14 protein-coding genes are annotated in these 24937 nt (G+C 60.8%); 7 read left to right on the top strand and 7 right to left on the bottom strand.

Annotated elements, in window-relative coordinates; all coding sequences use genetic code 11:
* Positions 1-114: 114 nt before the first annotated feature.
* From KCG87_RS22040 to KCG87_RS22030, 3 genes are all read left to right on the top strand, one after another.
* On the top strand, positions 115-465 hold the full coding sequence (locus tag KCG87_RS22040) for a hypothetical protein (RefSeq protein ID WP_135296436.1): 351 nt from the start codon (positions 115-117) through the stop codon (positions 463-465).
* Positions 466-541: 76 nt separating this feature from the next.
* Positions 542-928 carry a hypothetical protein gene (locus KCG87_RS22035; RefSeq protein WP_095137006.1) on the top strand — a complete coding sequence of 129 codons (387 nt, stop codon included), beginning with the start codon at positions 542-544 and terminating at the stop codon, positions 926-928.
* Positions 929-1156: 228 nt separating this feature from the next.
* Positions 1157-1516 carry a PilZ domain-containing protein gene (locus KCG87_RS22030; protein WP_095137007.1) on the top strand — a complete coding sequence of 120 codons (360 nt, stop codon included), beginning with the start codon at positions 1157-1159 and terminating at the stop codon, positions 1514-1516.
* A gap of 147 nt (positions 1517-1663) precedes the next feature.
* Here KCG87_RS22030 and KCG87_RS22025 read toward each other — a convergent pair whose 3' ends face one another.
* Positions 1664-2038 carry a DUF6124 family protein gene (locus tag KCG87_RS22025; protein ID WP_095137008.1) on the bottom strand — a complete coding sequence of 125 codons (375 nt, stop codon included), beginning with the start codon at positions 2036-2038 and terminating at the stop codon, positions 1664-1666.
* A gap of 491 nt (positions 2039-2529) precedes the next feature.
* On the opposite strand from KCG87_RS22025, the gene KCG87_RS22020 reads away from it, so the two are divergent.
* Genes KCG87_RS22020 through KCG87_RS22005 form a run of 4 tightly spaced genes read left to right on the top strand, consistent with a single transcriptional unit; the run spans position 2530 to position 18130 of the window.
* A complete protein-coding gene (locus tag KCG87_RS22020; protein ID WP_210558816.1) occupies positions 2530-6054 on the top strand; it encodes a carboxypeptidase-like regulatory domain-containing protein in 3525 nt (1174 codons plus the stop codon).
* Positions 6051-9677: a Tc toxin subunit A gene (locus tag KCG87_RS22015; protein WP_210558817.1), complete on the top strand. Its 3627-nt coding sequence runs from the start codon at positions 6051-6053 to the stop codon at positions 9675-9677. The genes KCG87_RS22020 and KCG87_RS22015 overlap by 4 nt, the downstream gene beginning before the upstream one ends.
* Before the next feature lie 46 nt (positions 9678-9723).
* The gene (locus tag KCG87_RS22010) at positions 9724-13800 is read left to right on the top strand and encodes a neuraminidase-like domain-containing protein (RefSeq protein WP_210558818.1); all 4077 of its coding nucleotides are present in this window, start codon (positions 9724-9726) and stop codon (positions 13798-13800) included.
* Positions 13793-18130, top strand: coding sequence for a hypothetical protein (locus KCG87_RS22005; protein ID WP_210558819.1), 4338 nt, complete (start codon positions 13793-13795; stop codon positions 18128-18130). The genes KCG87_RS22010 and KCG87_RS22005 overlap by 8 nt, the downstream gene beginning before the upstream one ends.
* Here KCG87_RS22005 and KCG87_RS22000 read toward each other — a convergent pair.
* The 6 genes from KCG87_RS22000 to KCG87_RS21975 are packed head-to-tail and all read right to left on the bottom strand — an operon-like array spanning position 18127 to position 24846.
* Entirely contained in the window at positions 18127-19458 is a 1332-nt protein-coding gene (locus KCG87_RS22000) for a DUF58 domain-containing protein (protein ID WP_210558820.1), read from the bottom strand. The genes KCG87_RS22005 and KCG87_RS22000 overlap by 4 nt on opposite strands.
* Complete coding sequence (locus tag KCG87_RS21995) at positions 19455-20456, bottom strand: MoxR family ATPase (RefSeq protein WP_007965902.1); 1002 nt, start codon at positions 20454-20456, stop codon at positions 19455-19457. The genes KCG87_RS22000 and KCG87_RS21995 overlap by 4 nt, the downstream gene beginning before the upstream one ends.
* Complete coding sequence (locus KCG87_RS21990; protein WP_210558821.1) at positions 20453-21616, bottom strand: DUF4350 domain-containing protein; 1164 nt, start codon at positions 21614-21616, stop codon at positions 20453-20455. The genes KCG87_RS21995 and KCG87_RS21990 overlap by 4 nt, the downstream gene beginning before the upstream one ends.
* Positions 21613-23160, bottom strand: a complete 1548-nt coding sequence (locus KCG87_RS21985; protein WP_210558822.1) for a DUF4129 domain-containing protein — start codon at positions 23158-23160, stop codon at positions 21613-21615. Before KCG87_RS21985 ends, KCG87_RS21990 begins: the two co-directional genes overlap by 4 nt.
* A complete protein-coding gene (locus tag KCG87_RS21980) occupies positions 23147-24124 on the bottom strand; it encodes a stage II sporulation protein M (RefSeq protein ID WP_210558823.1) in 978 nt (325 codons plus the stop codon). The genes KCG87_RS21985 and KCG87_RS21980 overlap by 14 nt, the downstream gene beginning before the upstream one ends.
* Positions 24121-24846 (bottom strand): RDD family protein, encoded by a 726-nt coding sequence (locus KCG87_RS21975; protein ID WP_098965287.1) that lies wholly within the window; start codon positions 24844-24846, stop codon positions 24121-24123. The genes KCG87_RS21980 and KCG87_RS21975 overlap by 4 nt, the downstream gene beginning before the upstream one ends.
* Between the last annotated feature and the right edge of the window lie 91 nt (positions 24847-24937).

Here is a 24937-nt window from a genome sequence, read left to right as displayed (position 1 = left end):
CCGGCAACCGCTACCGCTGGTCGGTACTGGTATTTCTAACAGGTGGCACGCGGTTTTTCGATCGATATACAGATTGAATCCCGCCAATGGTGGCGGGGCTGCGAGGCTAACGACATGACAGCTGAAAAAGAAACACACCAGGCGCTGGAACCGCCAGTGATTGAAAGCCCAAAAGATGGCGACAAGCCAGGTGTCCGTTTTCGAGTGGAGGGAACAGGAACACCCGGAAATTTCTCGATCGCCTACAGCACCAGGGATCCCTTGAATCCGCTGTTTGGCCAATTGATCAGTAGCAACGGGAGATGGAATACGTTCCTGGATCTGAGCAAATTCGGTTTTTATGTCGTTGAAAGAAGCCCGGACGGCACGGTTTCGCCAAGGTCACCGGTAGTGACCATCCATCTGGAGTCAACCCCATCTGCACCGAAGGGCGATGCCAACTCTCCCGAGGACGCCCCGCACTGATACCACGCTGTCGAGGGCGGCATTGAAGATTTTTCGCGCAAGGTCGATACAGACCTCAAGACAGGAGAACCTCCCCATGCGATTGTTGCCCATTGCCGCCCTTGCCCTCAGCGTCCTCGCCGTCACGGGCTGCACCCGTTGGTCGATGAACCATCATTTGAACAACGCCTACAGCGCCTACGACCGGGGCAATTGCGAGCAGGTGATGCTCGAACTGTCCAAGGTCGAACGCGCCAGCCGGGCCCGTCCGTATGTGTGGCCGGAAGTGTCGATGATGCGCGGCCAGTGCCTGGAACGGCAAAAAATGTACATCGACGCGGCGCAGACCTACCAGTTCATCATCGCCTCGTACCCCAACAGCGAATACGCCTTCCGCGCGCGCGCCCGCCTGGAAACCCTGCAGAGCCTGGGACATTACCCGACTCGCAGCGCAGCGGCAGTACCAAGTCCGCAACGTTTCTGATGCTGGTTGTCATACAAACGCTGGCCGACTGTACAAGCTGAGCTATAGTCCAGTGATCCGGTTCAGAGCCTGATTTTGGGCCGGGGGAACACCTGCGACTGGTAGAGGTTGAGGTGATGGCGTATTGGCGACCGTCACACCGGAAGCGGGGAGAGCGCGTCTGCAGGGCAGGCACGTTCCGAAGCAAAGGTGCGGCTCTGTGATGGAGCCTTGCATGGCGTACTGCGCATGTTTACCGATCGTCGAATTGAACGGCACCAGTTGCCGTACTTCCTGCGGGTGTACAACAGCGTCACCGACAAACCCATCGGTTTTCTGGGCAACGTGTCTGAGGACGGGCTGATGCTTATCAGCCAGTTGCCGATGATGATTGGCGTCGATTTCAGTCTGCGTCTCAAACTGCCATTCAGCGACGGCTGCCAGCAGGTCATCGACCTCACGGCGTGCTGCCTGTGGTGCCACGAAGACGCGACGCCCCTGCATTACGACGCCGGGTTCAGCCTGCAGCGTCCGCCCCCGGAATATGCGCAACTGGTCGAGGCGCTGCGTCAGTACTTCAGCTTCCAGCCATTGCCGGCCTCGGCCTGACTTCGGCGACGCTCGCCTAATTGCTATTGCGGGCAAGCCCGCTCCCACAGTGTCCGGGGTTGATCAAAGCATTTGTGCACACCACAAATCACTGTGGGAGCGGGCTTGCCCGCGAAGGCATCAGCCCGGACAACGCTTCTCCAAAGGCTAACCCACAGCAATCGCCCGCTCACTGTCCAGCGTCTTCTCCGCCAGCAATAACCCCATCTCGCTCAACTGATAAATCGCCATCGCCAGATGCCGTGGTTTGTCTTCCAGGCTGTCCGCCAGATCCAGCAACAGAATGCTCACCGACGAAAAGGTTTCGTAGGTCTGGATGGCGATCGCTTCGGGGTTGATGTCAGGCGCGACCCGGAACATCTGCATGCCACGATCCACTGAATTGCGCGAGGGCGGTTCGGGTTTGAGGTAGTGGTCGAGGGCGCGCTCGGCGGCTTCGTGGAGCTTTCGTGAATCGGCGGATTCGTAGGGCGAGGTATCGGCAGGATTTGTTTCGGGCGGATTAGGGGTTGCTTTGAACATGATCGTATTGCCTCTAAGTAGGGCCACGACCGATTCGCGACTAAACGAATTAGGGTGGCGGCTGCAAGCAGGTTAGTCGACCGGGAGGCATACGAAATACCGGCGCGCCCGAGGGCGCCCTGCGAACAGCCACCATCGAGTGCGGGGATAGGGAATACCCGACTTGATGACGCTTGTGCACATTCGTATACCCCCCGGGCGACTAAACCCGACCACTGATTGGCAGCGGCACGGACCACGTTACGGGGCATCGGCAAAGCGCACAAGCCGGCGGATTCTGGCGGATCTGTAGGCAAAGGCGCAAGGCGTTGTAGTTTGCTGCGCGTGTCGAAGTAGGGCGTGGAAAGACTTAGCTGTTCTAGTAATCAAGCAAAGTTTTTTTAGATGAATTGGATCTTTTGGACTGTCAGTTCTGACAGTGGTCGCGTGCAATGAGCACACGTATGTTGATCCCACAACGTGAGCGACCCATTGCCCGGAGCATTGCCGACATGAACGAAACCGTCGAGGACGACGAGAAAGGACGAGCCTGGCTTGATACCGAAAAGGTTCAGACCACTGTCGCTCAGGTCACGAAACTGGCAGACGGATCACTCAAGGAACTGGGCGACGGAGCGCAGTTTTCCGAGGTGTTCTGGGCGGATGCGGTCGAAACATCGCTTTACCAGACTCACCCCCGCGTGCCGCAGCTGCAAACTCAAATGGTGTGCCGGTACAAGTTCGAATCAGGCCGCATCTATGTGAAGACCTTGCGTTACAAGATGACCACGCGCTCCGGGAACTGGAATCGCGCCAATATAGATGTGGGTCTTCAAGCTCGTAACTGGGTTCGGAAGGACTCCCCTGACTCCATGCTTCAGGACACCCAATGGCACGATTACGAAATTTTTCTCGACTCCCCGCTCGGTCCTCCTGATTTTGGCGTGTCGCTGGCAATCCGGGTTAACTACGACGGATCCAACAACGATGTTGAACCCCACGAAGGGTGGGGCCTTGATATTTATCCAGCACAGAAACCGATTATCGAGGTTCCCACTTCCGGAACCTCGATCGATGTCGAGAAGCCGTTCACTGTATCCGGTAGAAACGGGCTTGTCCCCGGCACAATTCATTTGAGGTGGCAGTTTAACAATGCTGAAATTCCAGTGGGTACTGCTCCTGTCCAGAACAACGGGGGGTGGAATACCTCCATCGTGTTGCCGCCCGGCGTTTTGGATTTCTACGCCGTACAAATCATTGGCAACCAGAACTCCGGTAAGTCCAATACCGTTACCCTCAAAAGGTACGTGGCACCACGTATCGACTCTCCGGCAAACACTGCGGTACTCAAGTCGGCCAGTGGATTGCTGATCAAAGGCCGAGGCACGCCAGGCAATGTCATCGATGTGATGACCCCGGGGGGCGCCGTGTTACACGCCACGACAACCGTCAAGCCTGACGAAACGTGGGAAGCATCATTCAACCATTCCAACTACCCTGACGGCGGTCGCGTCGATATCACGGCTGGCCACAGAGACATGAATGATTGGACCGCTGCGCAATTCTTCACCTTGCTTCTGCAGCCGACAATCACGACGCCATCCGAATCAGCGGTGACCGATCCGAGAGGTCCGATAGAAGGGGGGAGAGCTGTTCCAGGTGCGACCGTCGAAGTCCTCAAGGATTTCGAACATTCATTCAAGGTCGGCCAGGGCATTGCTGATGCCAACGGAGGATGGAGGGTTACAACGTTCACCCGCGACATGCCGCCGGGCCGCTTTACGGTTGTGGCGCGCCAAACGGTACCTGGCGGCACTTCGGAAGTGAGTGTGGCCCGTTCGTTCAAAGTCCGCCCCCCAACACCGAGCACAGTCAACTTCACCTACCCGTCCCTCACCTCCATCGAGTTTTCCGGCGCAGGCTTTACCGGCGCCACGGTCGAGATCACGATTGTCCGAGGTCCGACAGGAGCTACGCCGCCACCTGCCGTTGTCGTGACCGCAGGCAGTTGGAGAACGACTTCACAGTACTGGCCCATCGGCGACTACGATCTGAAGATCGTGCAGAAGGTTGACGACAATGCTGGTGGCTGGATTCCCTCGCATGAACACCATTTCAAGGCCTCATCAAAGCTTCCACCGCCCTCTGCAGTGAGATACACCAACGACCTCTACACTCCGACATTCATCGGCGAAGGTATTGCAGGGGCATCTGTCGAGGTCACCGACAAGGCGACCGGCGCTGCGCTCGCTCCATCGACGCAGGTCACGAATCAGGGCTGGTTGACCCGTGCCTTCGAGGCGTGGGCACCGGGTTCGACCCGCACCGTGCGTGTGGTGCAGAGGCTCGGTGCGGCGGTGTCGGACGCTGTTGAGCTGGTCATCAATATCGAACGTTTCCCACCGCCGACCGAGCTGGCTTTTACCGTTGTCGACTACAAGCCGCGTATCACTGGCAGAGGGATAGCCGGCGCCACAGTGCAAGTGACGGACAAGCAGAGCGGCGCCGCCATTGCACCACCCGCGCCCGTGACGGGCCTGGGCTGGACGGCAGAGGCATCGACACCCTGGCAGCCGAATACCAGCAGAATCGTCCTGGTGGTGCAGTCCAGAGACGCTTTCGCCTCCGATCCGGTGGAAATAACCATCTCTGTGCCGCTGCTGGCACCCATCATCACTGCCGTCGAAGACGATGGACTCTCGCCGAAAATCTCCGGCACCTGCTGGCCCGGCGCGACACTGAGCCTGAAGTACAGCGACAGTGCGACCGAGCACAAACCTGATGGAAGCAGTGGCACATGGACCTTCAAGCGCGACGCCGGGTTTGCTCCGGACGAGCAGCACACCGTGACGGTGATCCAGACCGTCGCCGGGCACCCGTCGCCGCCAGCCTCGCAAACGTTCTCGGTCAGCCCTGAGAAACCGGATATCACCGCGCCGGATGAAAACGCAGACACCCACTACGACATGAACGTGCACGGCATCAACGGCTATAACGGTGCCACATTGCAACTGCGGGACGCGCAATTCGGGCGGAATCTGGGTGAGCCGAAACGGCTGACCGCTCATGGCGACTGGTTCATCGAGCTGAAAAAACTCGAGTTCCGCAAATACCAGATCGATGCCGTGCAAACCATCGCCGGCAGACCCTCTCTGCCCAGCGCTGTGCGCAGTTTTTTTGTCGTGCTGGTGCCGCCGGTCATCACGGTGCCGCAGGAGCATCAATCGCTGGCGCGCACCTCGACGCTTCGTGGCACCGGCGAACCCCTTGGCCACGTGACGATCTGGCGTGAAAGTCCGAGCGAAATCCTGCTCGATAAAATCTCGATAGGCGCCAAGGGCGATTGGTTTGCCGACGTAACGTTGCCGGTCGGCAACTACAAGGTAAAGGCCCGGCAATTCTTCGACGATCATGAGTCGAAGGAAAGCCTTGCGCGCAGTTTCAAGGTGGTGCCCGCCGCGCCGGTTATCGAAAGCCCCGGGCGAGGTGTGCACGTCGGTCGTCGGGTTGTTGTGTCCGGCTTCGGCTACCCCGGTGACACAGTGCTGGTGACGCTGACGGGCAGCAAGGGTTCGGTACGCGTAAGCGCTCCGGTGCTCGAGGATCGTACCTGGTCGCTGACGCTTGAAACGGAGCAGTCCGACGGCACTGCGCAACTGGTGGCGGTGTCGTCGTGTGATGGCTTCGAGTCTGCCCCCTCGGCTGCACATCCAGTGGAGCTCGGCACTTACCTGCCCGCTATCGATGAGCCGACGCCGGGAAGCTGGAAAGAAAATCCGCTTCGCTTCCTCGGTAAAGGCCGCACGGGCGTGGGGCGCGTGGTGACCTGGTACGACCCTGATCAAGTCTTGAGCGAAGACATTGCCGTCACCGATCAAGGCTGGCGCGGCGAGGCATCGCACGCCTTGCGTCCAGGCGGCCACTGGTGCCGATTCCAACAGACCATCACCGACGCTGCGGATGGCTCGACCAAGTCCGACTGGGTCGAAAGCAAGCGTTTCGAGGTGATTTCGATTCCACCGGGAGCAAGACCATGACCGAGCCTGTGATCCGTCCAGTGCAGCAGTTGCTGAGACAAGTGTTCAGCGATGAACAGCGCGAAACCTATACCGATTTTTGCAATTACCTCGAAAATGGCGGTTCGATTTTTCCGTTGGTTGAGCAAGGCGTTCGGGGACTGGTCAGCCACTACCGGATGAATCCCGACGACGCGCGGGCCTTTTTACGCAGGGCCAACAGTCTGGCGGTGTTTGTCCGGCGCCAGTTCATCGAACATTCGTTGCGCGGTTCGCAGGCCCGGGTCACGCGCCCCGACAGCGGTCTGTTGTCGATGGTCGCGGGGCCGAGCTACGAGAGTTTGTTCTCGACCCATTTCGATGGGTTGTGCCCACCGCAGGCCCTGGAGTCAATCGCATCTCCGGTGGCTTACCTGATCGAGTTGTTGCGCTGGATCGAGGAGAAAATCCACGCCATTGGCGGCGAGGAAAAACTCGATTTGCATGAGCGCCGTCGGGATCTGAAAAAGCTGCTGGTCGACTTCAATGCCGTGCATCAGGCAGTGTCGGCGCTGGACATCATCGTCCCGGTGCTCGAAACGTTTATCGAGGAAAACGATAGCGCTCCGGATCTCGAAGAGGCACTGATACAGACCCGTTATCCCAACGGTCTGCCGTACTACCAGCATTGGGTCACGCTTGATTTTGTCGCCCGTGAACATGGCTTGTCGGTGGGTAATATCGCCCACATGGTGGATCTGGCCTATCCCTATTTCCTGCAGCCTGAGGCATGGGACAACGATGCCGGGCGCGCCTTTACCCATGCGTCGCGGCTGGGGCCTTATCAGCGTGAATTGCTGACAGAGGCTCCGATAAAAACTGGCGATACCGACGCAAGGGACGAATATTACCAATGCAACTTTGGAGCACCTGGGACCGATTGGCTAAATCTCAATCAGGTGAAATTCTTTGGCGAGCGGACGGGGCTGGACACCCGGGATATCGAGGCGTTGCTGTCGATTCGCGAATTCGCCCCGACGCGTTCGGCCAATGTAACCGTGTATGACAGCGTGCAACCGGGTGCTGACGAGAGCCAGCGATCCGGCTCGGTCTATCTAAACGCCGCGACCATTCCGGCGCTCGACATTGATTACAGGGAAGACAGCGAAGCCTTTCTGCATCGTTTGACACAAGACCCGACCATCATTGACCGCTACGAACGAATGAATCGCAAGTTGCGCCTGGATCGATGGCTGGAGCTGCCCAGCGAGCAGGTGGATGCGTTGTTGACGGCGGCGATCAGGGCAGAGGCCCGTCATGCGACACCGGCAAATCCGTGGTGGATTTCTACCCATCAGGTGCATGCGCTGGGCCTGTTTCAGTCGCTGCGTGAACGCTATGGCTGTTCGGCAGAGGATTTCGCGGCATTTATCGATGAAATCTCGATTTACGGGCGTGCCAATGCCCTGTCACTGTTCGATCGCACCTTCAACGGCCAGGGCAATTATCGCCAGCCCCTGGTGCTGGACGGCGCAACGTTTGCGACGCTGCCGGCGCAGGGTGTCGCGGAGCTGACAATCAGCCAGTTGTGCAGCGGATTGGGCATCGATCTGCAGACTTATGCCTACCTGGCAGTAGCGATCGAACGGGCGCACGGGTTCAGCGGCACGCTGAGGCGCACCACGGCAGTCATATCGAGTTTCTACCGGTTGGTGAAGTTGCCACGGTTGCTGGGGATCACCCCGGTCGAAGGCGTGCTGATGCTGACGCTGTTGGGCGGCGAGAGCTGGGTCGACGGGCTGGCAGGTTTGCCGCGGGTGCACGCACGGCTCAATAGCGAAACCACACCGGACGTGCTCAATCTGATGTATGCCCTGCACTCCTGCGTGTCGTGGTGCAAGGATCGCGAACTCCCCGTGCTGTGGATGCTGCAGCAAGTGGCACCGCTGCAGGCCCTGGCGGTTGCCACACAGGCTGAGCAGCAGTTGTTCGAGCAGATCCGCAACCTGCTGCCTGCCGCGCTGTTCAACAATGCCGGGCTGTCGATGGCTGGCGTTCCCTCGCTGGAGGGGCTGGACTGGCTGCGGTTGTTGACCGAACTGGTCGACCCGACAGGTCTGGTCATCGACCTGCAATTACCCGAGACCGACTACCTGAGCCTTGCCCGGCTAAAGTTCGACCAGGCAATCAGGGAGGGGCTGGGCGAAAACGACGCCAGTGTGCGGGGCATTCTCGTCGAGCGAATGCTCGGCGTGCTGTTGAAGGCGCGGGAGGCGCAGGTCTCGGTCGCCCGGGAGTGTCTGGCGGTGTACACCGGCCTTGATACCGAACGCGGGTTGCTGATGCTGACCTGGGCGCAGTCCACGGTTTATCAGTTGTTGTCGCAGGTCAGCGCGCGTGCCGATGCAACTGAGGCACTCAGTCCCGCTGCACGCACCGCAGAGCAACCCGACCCGCTGCTGAGCTTGCTGGCGGATGTGCGACGTCGCAGTGCTGTGGCGAGCAAGCTGGAACTGTCTGCGGTGTTGCTCGAAGACTTTCTGCAATACGGCCACGAGGCCTGGATGGCTCAGGACGATCGGCACCTGCTGTCGATCCGTACCCTGTATTACCTGACCGCGCTGGGACGGGCCTTCGAGTTGAGCGAGCAACCGGCCGGCAAACTGCTCGACTACCTGCGTCAGGTCAACGCATTGCCCACGCCCCTGACAGGCCATGCGCTGCGGCTGGCACAGGAAGCGGCAGCGTTGCGGCTGGCGGCGTTTTTCGACTGGAGCGTGCAAGAAGTGCGTGAGTGCGTCAGTCGCATCGACCCTGCGCTGAAGATCCTCAAGACTTTGCCCCAGCTCGATTTGCTGATGCGCATCCGCGTGTTGGCCCGGCACAGCGGCATGGACGCCCTGACGATTTTTCTCGTGGGAAATCTGCCGGAGGACGTAGACAAGGACGCTTATCGAATTGCCGCAGAGCGCGCGCTGCTGAGCCTTTCAGATAACCGCGAGTCGGTGGTTGCCTTTGCCGATGAGGTGGCGCAACCACTGGTCACCATGACCTGTGTTGTGGACAAGACCGAGGTGGTGGCCGGTAAACCCGGCGAGAAAGTCCTGTTGACCGTGACGTTGACGGACGCCGATGACAAGCCACTGAGTGGCGTCAATGTGTACTGGCAAGTGAGCCTCGGCACGATTGTGGCCAAGCCCACTGAAGTCAATGGAACGGTGACGGTCGAGTATCTGCCGGGCGAGGTCATGGGGCAGGAAACGCCACTGTTCTGGCTTGACCTGATCGACGCGCAACAGGCTCCGACTATCAATATCTCCGATGACGCCGTGACGCTGTCCTTCCCCGCACCATTAACTGCCCAGGTGCCGCAGCAGCCGATTCCGGCGGGGCAGGAAGTCGAGCTGTACGCCACGCTGCGCGACGCCTATCAAAACCCCGGGCGCAACCGTCTGGTGCGCTGGTCCGCCGAACCTGCGAGCGGCAGTAGCGGCTCGGTGGTGATTCGCCCCGGGCAGAATTACGCCGACTTCGAGGGTGTTACACGGGTTTACGTGTCGAGTTCCTCCGGCGGCAAGTTCATTTTCAGCGCGCATTGCGATGCCAGCGAAAGAGAAACAGTTTTTGACCCTATCACCTTCACCGAAGCACTGACTCACCAATGACCGTGTTGGTTGACGCAGCGTTCACCTCAGGATGCAGGACAAGACCATGACTCAACGCAATCTGGCTCCATTGTTGGAAAAACGCCGCGCAGCACTGGTCGATTACTGCATCGGTCAGGCTGCCAGGACCCGCTACGCCTTCGTGAAAACGCCGCAGGATCTGTTCGAGCTGTTGCGCATGGACCCGCTGGACAACTATCCGGTGCAAAGTTCGTGGGTCGCCGAGGCGACCAGTTGTGCGCAGCAATTCATTCATGCGGCGTATCGCAAGCTTGAGCCGGGCTATAAAAACAAGGCTTTTCCGGCGCAGGACCTGAAACTCTGGGAGCTGTACAGCAATTACCCCGACTGGGCGGCGCTGGCGTTGATCGCGGTCTATCCGGAAAACTTCATCAACCCCTTCGTGCGGCAGCGCAAGACCCGCCTGTTCAAGGCACTGGAAAATGATTTGAATCAGGCGCGGCTGACCGGCGATTCGGTGCAGCGTGCCGCGCAGCAATACCTCAAGGCATTCGAGCAGACCTGCAACCTGGATGTCATCAGCGCCTGTCTGGATGGCGACTTGGCAAGCGATGCCACTTACTATTTCGTCGGCCGGCAGCGGGTGCAGCCGTTTCAGTATTTCTGGCGCAAGGCCGACATCGAGCTCACCGCTTCCGGCAATCCGGTCAACCCGGCGGCATGGAGTGAATGGCAACCTGTCGACATTCCGGTGGGAAACAGGGTTCTGGATATGCGGCCGCTGTTTTGGGGCGGGCGCTTGTGTCTGGTGTGGGCTGAGTGGCGCGATCCGGTGGGTATCAAGGGGAGCGAGGGCTATTTGGCCCCCAGACTGGATATCAACCTGGCGTTCATGAGCCAGAACGCAGAATGGTCGGCACCGCTGAGCTTGTATAGCGCTGATCAGGACACCAACAACAGCGACAGGAGCCTTGATTCCCGGCTGATTGCAACAACGTTTTCCGATGCAATTCACCCCAAGGGTCGCCTGGCCGTATTGCTTATCAGCCCGGCGGGTCTGAGGGTGAGCACCACCCGTGATGTGTTCTTTCGTCCGTTGCCTGAAGACGACGGCAGCTGGCTTGTATATCTGGCCAGTCATCGCTTCACCGATGTCCTGACCTTGCAGCATGCACTGACGCCGAAAAATCAGCCGGTGGTCGAGATCAAGAGTGAGACCTCGGGGGATCTGACGGCTTATTACGGGCTGCAGGCGGTGTTTTCGGAGGTAGGAACAGACGACTTTCTGTGGGTTAGAGGCCTGTGCCGGGCGCGGTCTCCGGTTGGAGGCGCGGAGATCGATTTTACCTTGAAGCTGAACAATCCGGCCGGGGATGACCCGACAGAAACCAAAGGCCAGCAGCCCGTCGCGGGTGGTTGGGCTACTGAGTGGATGAAACTGCAACGCGCGAAAGGCGGATTTACCGGTCTGCCCGAATTTACCTTGAGCGGCACAGGCCAAGGCAGCAAGACCTTTACAGTCTTACTCACCAAGATCACCCGTTTCGTACCGCCGACTCTGGAAAAGAACGCGTTGGATGCGGCGCAGTTCATCGGTTTCAGGCAGCCCGGAATGTTGCAGCGCGCGCGCTTGAACTCGCTGTTCGGCCCGGAGCTGGTGCAACTGAGCAATATTTCCGTGGATGCCGTACTCGACTGGGAGACCCAGTTCCTGACGGAGCCGCCTCCAGCCTCGGGGCCGATCGCCGAGCCGAACGGGGCGTTCGACGGGGCCAACGGTCTGTATTTCTGGGAGCTGTTTTTTCATCTGCCGCATCTGGTGGCGGCCCGTCTGCGGGCCGAGGATCGCTACCTGGAAGCGCAAAGCTGGTCCCATTACGTGTTCGATCCGCAAGATTCGCGAGACCCGGAAAAACCAGGGAATGCGCCACCGAGGCCTGAATACTGGCGTTGCCGGCCTTTGGCCGCTGTGGGGAATGTGGGCGTCGAAGCCTTGCTGCCGACCGATCCGGACGCGATTGCCTATGCCGCACCCCAGCACTACCAGATTCTGGTGTTCACCGAGTATGTGAAGAACCTTGTGGCGTGGGGCGACTGGTACTACCGCCAGCTCACTCGGGATGCCTTGGTGGCGGCGAAACTGTGTTACGTGCAGGCGCAGTTTCTGATGGGCAAGCCGCCTTCCGCCCGGGCAGTAACCCGTTGGCAAGCGCAGACGGTAGAGGCCTTGCTGAACCAGAGCACGAGCCGCCCGGCGCTTGAGCAGTTCGAGCAGGAGCTGCAGTTTTCCCTGGCTGACATTCCTCCAGCCGCCGAAGCGTCACCGTTGATGGGCCTGCTGGCGAACGAGTCGTTCAAACTGCCGATCAATGAGCAGTTGCTTGAGCTGTTCGACTTGCCGGGGCAGCGCCTGAGCAACTTGCGCAACAACCTGACCCTGGACGGCAAGCCACTGGACGTTCCGCTGTTCAGCCCGCCCACCGATCCCAATCAATTGTTGCGCGATCTGGCCGCTGGCGGGGTGGGCATGCCACGGCCGATGGGCGGACGTCTGGTGGTGGGGGCCTTTCGCTGGCGCGTCAGCTACGAGGCGGCGTTGCGCGCCGTGCAGACACTGCAGGAGTACGGCAGCCAGGTATTGCGTCTGCTGGAACAGCGCGACCGGGCGGAACAGGAAGAACTGCAGCAAGAGCACCTCAAGGAGCTGGGCGAATACGCCCGCGCGGTTCAAGAGCAATCCATTGCCCAGCTTGAAGCCAGCCTCACGGCTCTCGGCCAGAGTCAGGCCATGGCCCAGCAACGGGCCGATCGATACAAAGCCTGGTACGACGAACACATCAGCGATGCCGAATATCAGGTCATGGAAAAACTGCAGGCCGTCAAATGGATGAATGCCGGGACGCACGCGATCAAGAGCGGCGGCGCGGTCGTGGGGTCCCTGCCGAGCATTTTCGGCTTGGCCAACGGTAACCATCGTCCGGAGAAAATCGCCGATGCCGTGGTTTTCGGTCTGGAAATCGGCGCGATGCTGTTGCAGATCGACGCGGATAAACAAGCCATCACCGAAAGCTACCGCCTGCGCCGCAGAGAGTGGGAGTTGCAACGAGATCAGGCACTGGCCGAGGTCGGGGCGATCGCCGAGCAGATCACCGCGCAGACATTTGCCCTCGATGCCGCCAGAACGAGTCTGGAGCAAACCCAGCGGGCCAACGGTCAGGCGTTGGCGCTCTACAACTACCTGAAGAAACGCGCGACCAACGCAGAATTGTTCGGCTGGCTGTTGGGCCAGCTCAAGGCCTTGCACTATCAGGCTTACGATGCGGTGGTCAGTCTGTGCCTGAGTGCCCGGTCGTCATTGAGTGCTGAAACCGGCGATTACGAAACCGCTGAGGCCTTGCCGCAGGTCTGGCTGGACAACCGTCATGGACTGACTGCCGGTGAACACTTGCGCGAGTACCTGCTGCGCATGGATCGCCTGTACCTGCAAAGCCATGAGCGCCGTCTGGAGCGGGTCAAGACCATTTCGTTGCGACAGCTGTTCGATGACCAGGTTGATCCGCAGGCGGGATTCTCCGACTGGCCCAAGGCGCTGGCCGAGTTGATCGACAAGGGCGTGCTGGAGTTCCAGCTGACGCAGTTGTCATTTGATCGCGATCACCCGGGGGAGTATTGCCGGCTGCTCAATCTGGTCGAGGTCGACCTGCCCGTACTGCTCGGACCTTATCAGGATGTACAGGCGACGCTGCTGCAGGTCGGCAGCATGACCGCTACCCAGGGCTCGGCGCGCTCGGTCGAGTACCTGCATCAGCCGGCGGGCAAGGTGGCGCCGGTCGAGGTGCTGTTCAATCTGCGCAGTGGCCAGCAGATCGGTTTGTCCGTGGGGATCGCCGACACCGGCATGAACGCCGGCAAACCGGACGAAGGCTTGCTCAACCCTTTCGAGAACACCGGCGCGATCTCGCGCTGGCAATTGCACTTTCCCTGGCCGCAGAGCGAGCGGCAGGCGCCGATGCTCAAATCACTCACCGACATCATTCTGCGCGTCCGCTACACGGCCAAGGCCGGTGAGCCGACGTTTACCCTCGCTGTCAAAGATCTGGTCACCCGGGCGATCACGTCCCGCCAGTCAGGCAATATCAAAGGAGCAGGCCATCATGGTTGAACCCGTCATTCAGGCTAATGACAGTCTGGTGCTCAATGGTGATTTCCGTGAGGCCTTGAGCCATTGGGAAAAGGGGCCGGTTAACAGCCGCTGGGTTACGGTCGTGGGCGAGCCGTACGAAGGCACACAGATCAGGATGCTTTCAGTAGCAAACCTTGCCTCTGCCTTTCAGGAAATGACCGTACCTGTAACGCCGAGCGCCGGAGCCAGGTATGTGCTGAGTTTCCTGTATGAAACGCGGCATACCGAAGCGGGCCGCATGATATTCACTGATGACAGTGGAGCCACCCTTAGAGAAATCCCGTTGCCGCCCGGCAGCCCTCGTAACCTTGAAGAGGACCAGGCACGGATCACTCAAGGGTTGCCGCTGGAATTCAGACCGCTCAAGTACAACGCCGAGCTCGATCTGCCGTTGCAGCGCCAGGACAAGATTCGCGTCACAGTGGTCGCTCCGGGTAATGCTGATCCCGAGGACTATAACTCTCTGGTCTTGGTCACCCGCATTCGCCTGGGCGTGGAACTTGAGCCCGCGCGGATGCAGACGGTGAAGGTGGACGCGGAGCAATCGTCATCCGGCAAGCTGGTTCACCTCTGCCTGGGCGCGGACGGCAGCTTCCAGCACCAGCTTGCGTTCGTACCCGACCCCGACAGCCCCTGGCTGCACACCAAAGCTGCATTGGTGAGCGATGACAATCCACAAGGCGCGGTTATCGCAACGCCTGACTGGGGCGTCGATCAACCGCTGGACTCACCGTGGATGCTGCAGTGTCCGCTGATCGGTGCTCAGGATCCTTACCTGTTCACGGTGCAACTGGTGAACCAGTACACCGCCGAGCCGTATTCGATGCAGGTCTCGCTGGGGCATCACCGGCTGGTGTTCCGTGAGGTGCTGGAGGCCGCGTATTTCCCGGTGCTGGAGTTGACGCAATCGGTGCGTCTGGGGGTGCGAGTGGCCTCCTGGTACACCGGTCAGTTTCTGGCCGGGCGCACGGTGACCTGGACCACCGAAGGGCTGGGGGTGCTGAGCACGACACCGACCGACGCCGAGGGCTGGGCGTATTTCGAGTATCTGCCAACGGCTGCTGGAAAACGTGCTATCCAGGCTTCGGTGGCAAGCCCCTACTATGCCAGTGGGGTGGAAACCACGATGCTGGACGTTCAGGCGCTGGCAACCGATCCATGGAAGGACGTTCTGGCGGTGGTAGACAGCAACGCCTTGCCCTGGGCGCAGAAGACCGGCTATCCCAACCGTGGCTCGACCTATCAACTGAGCGTTCGGGTGCCTGAAGTGTTACGTGGTTCCACGATGGCACTGCGTTGGGATGGCGACAGCGCCGCACAGTTGGGCGTGCAATTGCGCCCGGAGCTGGAAGCCTCAATACCTGTAGGCACAACAGACCTGAACTGGGAGTTGATCTGCCAGGACAAACTCGACGGTCGCTTCCACTTGCAGTTGCTGTGTTCGAAGCTGCTGTTGCCCTCCAGCAGAAAACCGATGTCACTGGCGCGCAATCTGGTGCGCATTGGCGACGTTCAGGAGGCCAACAAATTTCCCGTGGTGGACGAGGGCGAAAGTGTTCTGTTGCGGGTGCAGGTGGTGCATATGGTCACCGGCGGCAACGGCGATCCGGTCAACAATGCACAGGTGGACTGGCAGACTCCCGAAGGCACGATTGCCACCCGATCGGGGATCGGTGGCTGGGCCAGCGTGTTGTATCAACCGAGCCGCGACGGTGAGCTGGTGGTGACCGCCCGCGTGCGGGCGCATGACGAAGCGGTGCCAGTAGAGCGACCGTTTGCGGTCAAGGCACTGCAGAGCAGTCCCTGGAAAAGCAAAATCAACATCCTGTTTGACGGCAATGAGGTTGACCTGACCGAATTGGGCTTGCTGTGCTGGCGCGGAGACCCGCACACCCTGCGGATACAACCCACGCCCGGCAGCTCGCTGATTGGACAGATGATCACGCTGCAATGGCGTGGCGAGCCGCCGGGGATCGGCTTGACCGTCTCGGATATCGGCAAGCCGCTGATGCTTGAGCCATCGGGGCTGGAATGGCGCTTCAGTTCGCAGGTCGCGTCGAGTACCAGCAGCCTGTTCAGCCTGACCTTGAGCAGCCCCGGACTTACCGCGCCCCGGGAGTTGTTCGGTCGGCTGATCTCCACAGAGCTTATGGATGAACTGACGTTGATGCTGGATCAGGTGACTGCGACAAACGCCAGTCAGAGAATGTTTCCTTGCATCGGGGCCACGCACACCTTGCGCTATCTGCCCAATGCCTTGAGCCCGCTGGTGGGTTTGCAGGCAACGCTGGTGTGGCAAGGCACCCCGGCTGATGACCTGGAAGCGAGCATTGAACCGCCACTCGATCAAGCTCAAAAAATCAGTGACGGTGGTGTTGGCTGGAGTCTGGATTTCACCTCGAGCAAGGTCTCCGGCGCCTTTAGTGTGGGGCTTTTCTTGTCTGCCCTGGATCGCTCCATGAGCACCAATCCGATGCAGCTCGCTCACAACAAGCTGCGAATCGAAGACTGGCGTGAGTCAGCGGTTGACGCCGTCATCGGCAAGGATAAAGCCTGGAGCTGGGTCAGGGTGGTTTCGGCATTCACCGGGCAAGCGGTGGCGCAGGTGGCGGTGCAGTGGAAATCCGCTGACAGTTCAGACAGCGTCGTCAGCGACGAACTGGGCTGGTCCGGGTTTGGCCTGGTGCCGAGCAGTCACGGTCAGCAGAACGTCGTGGCCAATGTGCACAGCCCGTTCGATGGCTATGAAGAGCAACGTGCCCTGTCCTTTACGGCGCTTGCCCGTAACCCTTGGGAGGATGTGCGGGTGCGTTTCGATGGGCATGATGACCATCCATGGGGCAGTCACACGTACTTTCCGCGCCGCAATGGCTCACATGCCATCGAAGTACTGCTTCCGGATGGCAGCCCGTTGTTCGACCAGGAACTGACCTTGGGCTTGACCGGCACCGGCCCTGCGGAACTGGGTCTGAGTTTCGAACCTGCGCTCGGCGCATCACGCCTGCCCTCGGCAATCGGTTTGCGTTATTCCCTGCGTTGCGCCGACCTCAAGGACGGTGGCTTCGCGCTGCGCCTGGGAGCGGAGCGCCTCGCCAGCCTGTCACCGGCCAATGCGATGTCGCTGGGGGCGGGGGTGCAGGTGTGGAAACTCCTCACCAGTAGTAGCGTTCAGCAAGTGGTGGAATGGGAGCAGGAACTGGTCGAGCAGGTAAAAGTGGTGTCGTCCGTTTCCGGTCAAGGTATCGCCGGGGTATTGGTGACCTGGCGCAACGCGGATCTGGGGACGGTCACCAGTCTGACCGACTTTTATGGTGTCGCCACTGTGCGCTTCAAACCGCAGACGCCGGGCGCGGCGGTATTGACGGCTACGGTGGGGGATGCGGTTTATTCGGAGTCCATCTCGATCTCGTATTCGCTGAGTGTCCCCCGCGAAATTGTCGACGTCGTGGTGGTGCCTGCGCAGGGATACCCCACTGAGGAAGTCGAGGCGATGGCTACAGTGATTTCGGCATTGACCGGCCTGCCTCTCGCAGGTATTGAAGTCATGTGGAATCTGCCGGGAGCAACGATTGCCAGTGCTCAGAGCGACGCCCAAGGCAGAGCACGGACAACGTTTAAATTGCCATCGCGTAGTGGTGTTCTGGAGGCCATGGTGCGTGGTGGTTTGGGCGGCTGGGATTCTGCTCAGTCGTGGGTCGAAGTCATGGAAGATGAGCCGGTACTGGTGGAGTTACACTCGGATGCATTGAGCGTCTATCAGGGAGAAACATTACCAATATGGGCCCTTGTCAAAGGTCGACATTCCGGGGGGCCGTTTGAGCAAGCGTCCGTTTCCTGGAGCCTTGGTTCACAGATCATTGCACCTTCCGTGACGCAGGTGGATGGCAAAGCGTATCTGATGGCCGTACCCATGGTAATCGGTGACATAACGCTTACGGCCAGCATCCTGGCGGAAGTCGAAAGCAGCCTGAATCTGAACATCAAAGTGTTGGATCCTGCTTCGCATCCTGACCATGCCACGATCAGGGATTTGCGCGAATTGAAAAATCCGATTGACGCGGGCTCGGTTGCGCAGTTCAGAGGCACCGTGGTTTCAAGTGTTTCCGGCCAGCCATTGTCCGGGCGAGAGTTCTATTTCAGCATGAACGGCGAAGCCTTCAAGCTAAGCTACACAAGAGCCAACGGAGAGATCATCGCGGAGTACTGGGCTCATGAGCCGGGTGTGGTCAGCTTTAAAGTGGAAGTTCGAAACCCCGTTGGTCAACCTGAAAAGGCCTCTGCATCTGTACTGGTAATCCGGCAACCCTAAATAACCCCTGCGCGCTTCCAGTCCAGGTAACGATTGACGAGCCTTATGCTCAATTCGTCAGGGCGCACATCCAGCACCTGAACTGCATGAGCATTCAACTGCTCATGCAGCTCGGCCCGGGCATTGAGGTAATCCACCGTGCCGCAATAGGCCAGTGCTTCGGGCAGTGTTTGTACCGGGGCATTGCGCAGGCGGTCGAGGGCTTCCTCGCGCAGGCTGACCACCAGTACTTGATGTTGCTGGCTCAGACGTTTGACGCTGGCGAGCAGGTCTTCGGTGTCCTCGTCACGCAGGTTGGTCAGCAGCACGATCAGCGCCCGGCGTTTCTGCCGGGCCAACAGTTGGCTGGTCGCGGTTGAATAGTCGGCAGGACGCTGACTGCTGTCCAGATCATAAACGGCGTTGAGCAGGACCTTGAGCTGACTGGAACCCTTGATCGGCGCGAGAAAACGCGGTTGCGCGACGGCGAAGGTGCTCAGCCCCACGGCATCGCCCTGACGCAGCGCGACATGGCTCAGCAGCAGACACGCATTCAGCGCATGGTCGAAATGCGACAGCTCGCCATCCTGGCTGCGCATTTGCCGCCCGCAATCGAGCATGAACATGATCTGTTGATCACGCTCGTCTTCATACTCGCGGGCAATCGGCGTGCGCTGGCGGGCGGTGGCTTTCCAGTCGATCTGGCGCAGGCTGTCGCCTTCGCGAAATTCGCGCAACTGATGAAATTCCTGACCCTGCCCGCGACGCTGGCGCTGGCGCACACCGAGCTGGCTGAGCCAGTTGTCCACCGCCAGCAACTGCCCACCGTAGAGCTTTGCGAAGTCCGGGTAGACGCGGATCTCGCCGCTCACGGCGAGCAGGCGTTTGCCTGTCCACAGACCGAACGGGCTGGGCAGGTTGATCTCGCACTGTTCGAAGCTGAAGTGCCCGCGCTTGAGCGGGCGCAGACGGTAGCCGACCGCGCTGAATTGCCCGGGTTGCAGTTCAATCGCCAGCGGCAGGTTTTCGAAGCTCAGGCCCTGTGGCACGTGGTCGAAAATCTCCACCGCGACCGGCTCATTGAAGTCATGGCTGAGCTGCAGCCGCACCTCGCTCCAACGGCCGAGTGCCAGGCTGCCGGGCATCTGCCGCTGGATGCGCGGCGAGGGCAGGTTGTTCAGGCGCAGCGCATCGATGATCGCCAGCACCAGCAGGGCCAGGAGCAAGCCCCAGTTGATCGACAACAGCGTGGCGGGCACGTCGATGTCGAGGGCTTGCAGCGTGCCCAGCAGCGTGCCGACGGCCAGCAGAATCGCGAGCCAGATCAGCAGCAGGCGTGACGGTTTCACAGGCGCGGCGCCGGCACTTGGTCGAGCAATTGTTGCAGCACCTGATCGACCTGCAGACCTTCGATGTCCAGCTCCGGCGCCACTCGCACCCGATGGCGCAGCACCGAGAGCGCGCAACCCTTGATGTCATCGGGAATCACGAACTCGCCGCCGCGCAGCAACGCACGGGCGCGGGCGCAGCGCACCAGCGCAATCGAGGCACGCGGCCCGGCGCCGAGGGTCAGGCCGGGCCAGGAGCGGGTGCTGCGCGCCAGTCGCACCGCGTAATCGAGCACCTGATCGTCGATCGGCAGGTCACTGGCGATGCGTTGCAAGGCCTGCACGTCCTTGGCTTGCAGGACCGTGCGCAACGGCTGCACGTCGAGCATGTCGGCGCGGGTCGAGCGGCTGACCTGACGCACCATGTTCAGCTCTTGCTCGGCCTCCGGGTAGTCCATGCGCACTTTGAGCATGAAGCGGTCAAGTTCGGCCTCCGGCAGTGGATAAGTGCCTTCCTGCTCGATCGGATTCTGGGTGGCGAGCACCATGAACGGCTGGGCGATCGGCAGCGCCCGACCTTCGAGGGTGACCTGGCGCTCCTGCATCGCTTCGAGCAACGCCGCCTGGGTTTTCGCCGGTGCGCGGTTGATCTCGTCGGCCAGCAGCAGGTTGGTGAACAGCGGCCCCTTGCGCAGCTTGAACTGCTCGGTGTGCAGGTCGTACACCGCGTGGCCGGTGACGTCGCTGGGCATCAGGTCCGGGGTGAACTGGATGCGCGCGAACTCGCCGCCGAAGCAGCGCGCCAGCGCCCGCACCAGCAAGGTCTTGCCCAGCCCCGGAACGCCCTCAAGCAGCACGTGACCGCCGGCGATCAGCGCGGTCAGCACATCGTCGATCACGCTGTTCTGGCCGATCAGGGCCTTCTGCAATTCGCCGCGCAGCGCTTGCGCCAACTGGCTGGCACGCTGGCGTTGCTGGGCGGCGTGGCTGGCGCTGCCGGGCTCGATCTGTTCACTCATAGCGTGTTCCTCAAGGTTTGCAGGTGGGCCACCTGGCGACTGAAATCAGCGCTGCTCATGCGCTGTTTCGGCACCGGGCTGAGGGCCTGACTGATGGCGCGGGTTGGCTGGCGGGTCAGGCGCGACAGCACCAGCCATTGCTCGGCCACGTTCAATTGGTCGAAGCCGGGATAGCGGCGGCGGGCGCGGCGCAGCACGTCCTGTTGCAAAGCTTGCAACAGCGTGTGCTGACCGTTGTGGCGCAGGATGAAATCGGCACTGGCGCGCAGGTGTTCCTGCAACTGCCGGCGGCCACTCGGGGCGGGTGCCTGCAGTGGTCCATGGCGCACAGCAACGTGCCACAGGCCGAGGCCGATCAGTGCCAGCAGAGCGACGATGGCTTGCGGGAAGTAACGCCAGAGCAAGGTCAGCAGACCGTCGTGTGCGGTGTTGAAAATCAGCGTGACGTCGGTGTCGGCGCTCAGGTACCAGAGCAGCCAGGCGTTGTCGTGCTTGCTGATGGCCGGGGTCTTCCACAGTTCGGCATCGGTGACCACGGTGATCGAACCGAGGCCGTACGGCAGTTGCATCATGTGCGTGGCCTTGGCGCTGTTGGCCCAGGCCTGGGCGAGATTTTTCGGGTCTTCCAGATGAAACGCGGTGTCGAAACCGGCGTAGGCCGGCGCGTCCTCGTCTTCCAGGTAGAGCTTGGTCAGATTCGGGTACGGATCATCCGCCAGCTCCGCCGGCGGCTCCTTGAGATCCTTGCTCAGGGACTGGTGCAACTGCACCCGGTCCAGCAACAGGTCAGCGCTTTGTCTGGCCTGCTCATCCCACAGGGCTTCGGCGACGAACACCAGCCGCCCACCGGCGCGGGCCCAGTTCAACACCTGATCGACCTGCCGCGGGGTCATGCGCGAACGTTCGCCGAACAACAGCAGGGTGTGCCGACGCGGATCGATGTCGGGCAGCACCGCCAGCGTTTCGGCGTGGCTGACGTTGAGGCCGCGCTCGCGCAAAAACAGTTCTGCCGCCAGATAAGGATTGGCCTGTGCCTGGGGCGAGGGGCCGTGATCGATCACTTCCTGATAGGGCCGGGCCTTTAGGTACAGATAAATGCTCAACGCCGCGAGCAGGGCGACGATCAGCCCGCCGAGCAGCCACGCGTTGCGCCGGTTCAAGCGCGCGCTCCTGAGCCGAACAGGGCACGCCAGCCGTCACACAGTTCCTGTTGCAGATGTGCCGCCGGTACGCGGTGCCCATAGGCCATGTTCTGCCAGTGCTGTGTCAGGGTGCGACTGAACGCCAGCAGTTCAGGGCGCTGCAATTGCTCGACCCGCAGCAGCACCTGATGCTCGGTGTCGGCGGGTTTCAAGGTCAGGGCAAACTCGTGCAGCAGACGGCTGAGCAAGCCGCGATAGAGCAGGCCCAGCGCCGCGCGCGGCTGGGTCTGCCAGAGTTGTTCGGCGCTGGCGGCGATGTCGTCAGGCAGGGTTTGCGGGCTCAGGTCCAGGCCAAATGCTTGTTGCGGCGCAGGTGGCCTGAAGCGGGCGCGCAACTTCGGCCGGCGACTGACGAAGGTGCGCAGGAACTCGCGATAGCGCCAGATCAGCCAGCCCACAGCGGCGATCAATGCTCCCCACAACAACACTTCAATCAGGCCGGCCAGCGCATTGAAGCGCTGACTGTCCAGCCAGCCGAGCAGGGTTTTCAGCCATTGCGGCGCCTCGCCGGGTTTGGCTTCGGCCGGGGCTGCCGGATCGTCGCCAAAGCTATAGCGGGTCACGCTTTCCTTGTTCTTGAACGGTGGTTGTTCGAGCAGCGCCTTGATGCTGTCGTGCGCAGCCTGACTGGTCAGCGGTTGGTGCAGCAGGCGGGGTGCCTCCGGTGCGCTGGCGGGATCGGCTGCAGCCCATACGGGTGGCACCGCCGGCAGCAAAAGACAGACCGTCAACAGCAAACCCAGAGCGCTGCTGTTCAGGCGTTGGCGCAAACGGCGGAACACCAACTCGATGTCCCACGCCTCCAGTGCGGTGCGCCGGTTCAAATACAGGCTGAAACCGCAGGCGACATAAATCGGTTCCCAGACCACCAGCACCAGCGCGTAGAAGGCGTTGGTCAGGTGCTCCAGCCAACGCCAGTGGTGATCGGCGTCGAGGATCAGCGATTGCCAGTCCCAGTCGGTTTCGATCTGCTGTGGCAGCAGCATATAGAACAGCACCATCAGGCCGATCCACAGTGCGGTCTCCAGATGCATGCCGATGATCGTCAGCCATTGCGCGGCGCCGGCATTGCGTTGCAGCAACACTTGCAAGCGTTGCTGGCGAGCGGTGCCGTCGAGGCCTTCGAGTTGCACCACCGGCAGCAGGAAGCTGCGACTCAGGCTCAGCCGGCGCCAGGTCAGGCTGGCCAGCCATTGTAGTTTGAGCAGTCGAGGAAATTCGCGCAGGGCCTGTTTCAGTGTCGGTGTTTCGCCGAACAGGGCTTTGGACAGGATGTACAGCGGCAGGCGTTCGTAGGCTGGTTTCAGCCACCAGAAAATGAATACTGCCAGCGACGGCGAATCCCATAGCAACAACGTCAGCACCGCGAACAGCGGCAGGGTGACGATGGCCCAACTGGTCATCAGCAGGCGTCGATGCTGCTGGCTCATGAGCACGCCAAGGTCCATGGCTTCCCAGGTGCTGCGCGGACGGATCGCCACGGTGGCATCACTCAGGCGCATGGCGTGTCCTTCCGGCGAACAGCAGATAGGCCGCTACTGCGAGCCACAATGCGGCACCGACCGCATATTTGATCGGCGGTGTGACCCCGGTCTTCGACGACCAATACGCTTCGATGAACGCTGCGATCAGTAGGAACAGCATGACCCCACACACCAGCAGCACGCTTTTGCGCGCCGCCTGCACCAGCGCTTCACCACGGGTCAGCCGCCCCGGTGCGATCACTGCCCAGCCGAGCTTTAGCCCCGCCGCGCCCGCCAGGGCAATGGCGCTCAGCTCGAAGGCGCCGTGGCCGATCACGAACGACCAGAACGTCTGGCCAAAACCGATTTCGGTCAGGTGCCCGGCCACCGCGCCGATGATCAAGCCGTTATAGAACAGGAAGAACGCGCTACCGACGCCCAGCAGCAAACCGCTGGCGAAAGTCTGAAAGGCGATGCCAATGTTGTGCATCACGTAATAGCCGAACATCACCCAGTCTTCGCTGGCCGCCCGTTCGGCCGAGCGCCCGAGGTGCCCGGCCACCGGGTCGTACATGCTCTGCATGTCGCGCACCTGTTCGGCGGGGATCAGGTTGTAGATCAGTTCGGGAAAGGCATACACCAGCAAGGCAAAGCCGATCAGGCTGCCGAAAAACACCAGACCAGCGGCCAGCACAAACGGCCATTCGGCACGCACCAGTCGAGGAAAGTCAGCGAGGATGAAACCCAGGAGGTTGGCGCCGAATCGACTGCGGTGCCGATACAGCTGCTGGTGGCCGCGCAACACCAGTTGTTGCAGCGAGTCGATCAGAAAACTGCTGTAGCCACGCGCCTGTGCCAGCGCCAGATGCTGGCAGAGGCGTCGATAAGCCTTGGGGAAACTGGCTGCCTGCGAGGTGTCCTTGCCATGTTCGAGGCGTTCGAGGGCCAGGGTGAAGCGCTCCCATTCGGCCTTGTGGCGAGTTTCGAAAAGACTCTGCTTCATGTCGGCCCCAACAAGCCGCAGGCGATACCGTTGAGTTCGCTGACCGCTTTGGGCGCCGAGATGTGCAGCGGTTGGGCGAGCAGCGCGGCCAGCTCATTGACCCGCGCCGGCGACAGTTCAGCCTGACGTTCGGCGAAGGCGAGCAAGGCGCGTTGTTCGCCGAGGTTGAGCGGCACGGGCGAGCTGCGTGGCTGGGCGTCAGGTAACTGCGGGCGGAGCAGGGCGCGTTCGCTGTAGACCACCAGGGTGCCGGCTGCGATGTCGCCCAGGCGCTTGAAGGTCGGGTGTTGCAGGCAACTGATGGCGCCGAGGAAATAACCGAACGGCAGCAGGTCGACAAAACGCAGCAGGTTGCGCAGCAGCGAGGCCGACCAGCCGATCGGTGTGCCGTCATCGTGGATCACCCGCAGGCCCATCCATTGCTTGCCCGGCGAACGGCCCTGACGCAACACTTCGAACAGCACCATGTACCACCAGCTGACGGCAAACAGCAGCAGCGAACCCAGACCCATGCCGAGCTGGCCGAGAAACGCCAGCAGCAGAAACAGCACGCCGAGGATGGCCCCGCGAATGCCCAGGTCGATACCGAAGGCGAGGCTGCGCACCATCAGACCGGCCGGGCGCAACGGCAGGTCGATGCCCTCCGGGGTTTCCACTTGATAGCGGGTATCGAGTGGCGGGTTCAGCGGTGCTTTCCGTGGCAGTGCTGTGTTCTCGAGCATGGGCTACCTGATGGGGCCGGATCGGGATGCGAAGTCGGTCCGATGCTAGCAGCCTCTTGGGGGAAAACGACATAACTATGTATTGCACATC

It is taken from the genome of Pseudomonas sp. MWU347 (assembly GCF_017947305.1).
Taxonomy (GTDB): domain Bacteria; phylum Pseudomonadota; class Gammaproteobacteria; order Pseudomonadales; family Pseudomonadaceae; genus Aquipseudomonas; species Aquipseudomonas putida_A.
Note: the sequence above shows the minus strand (reverse complement) of the source record. Positions and strands in the feature narration are given on the sequence as shown.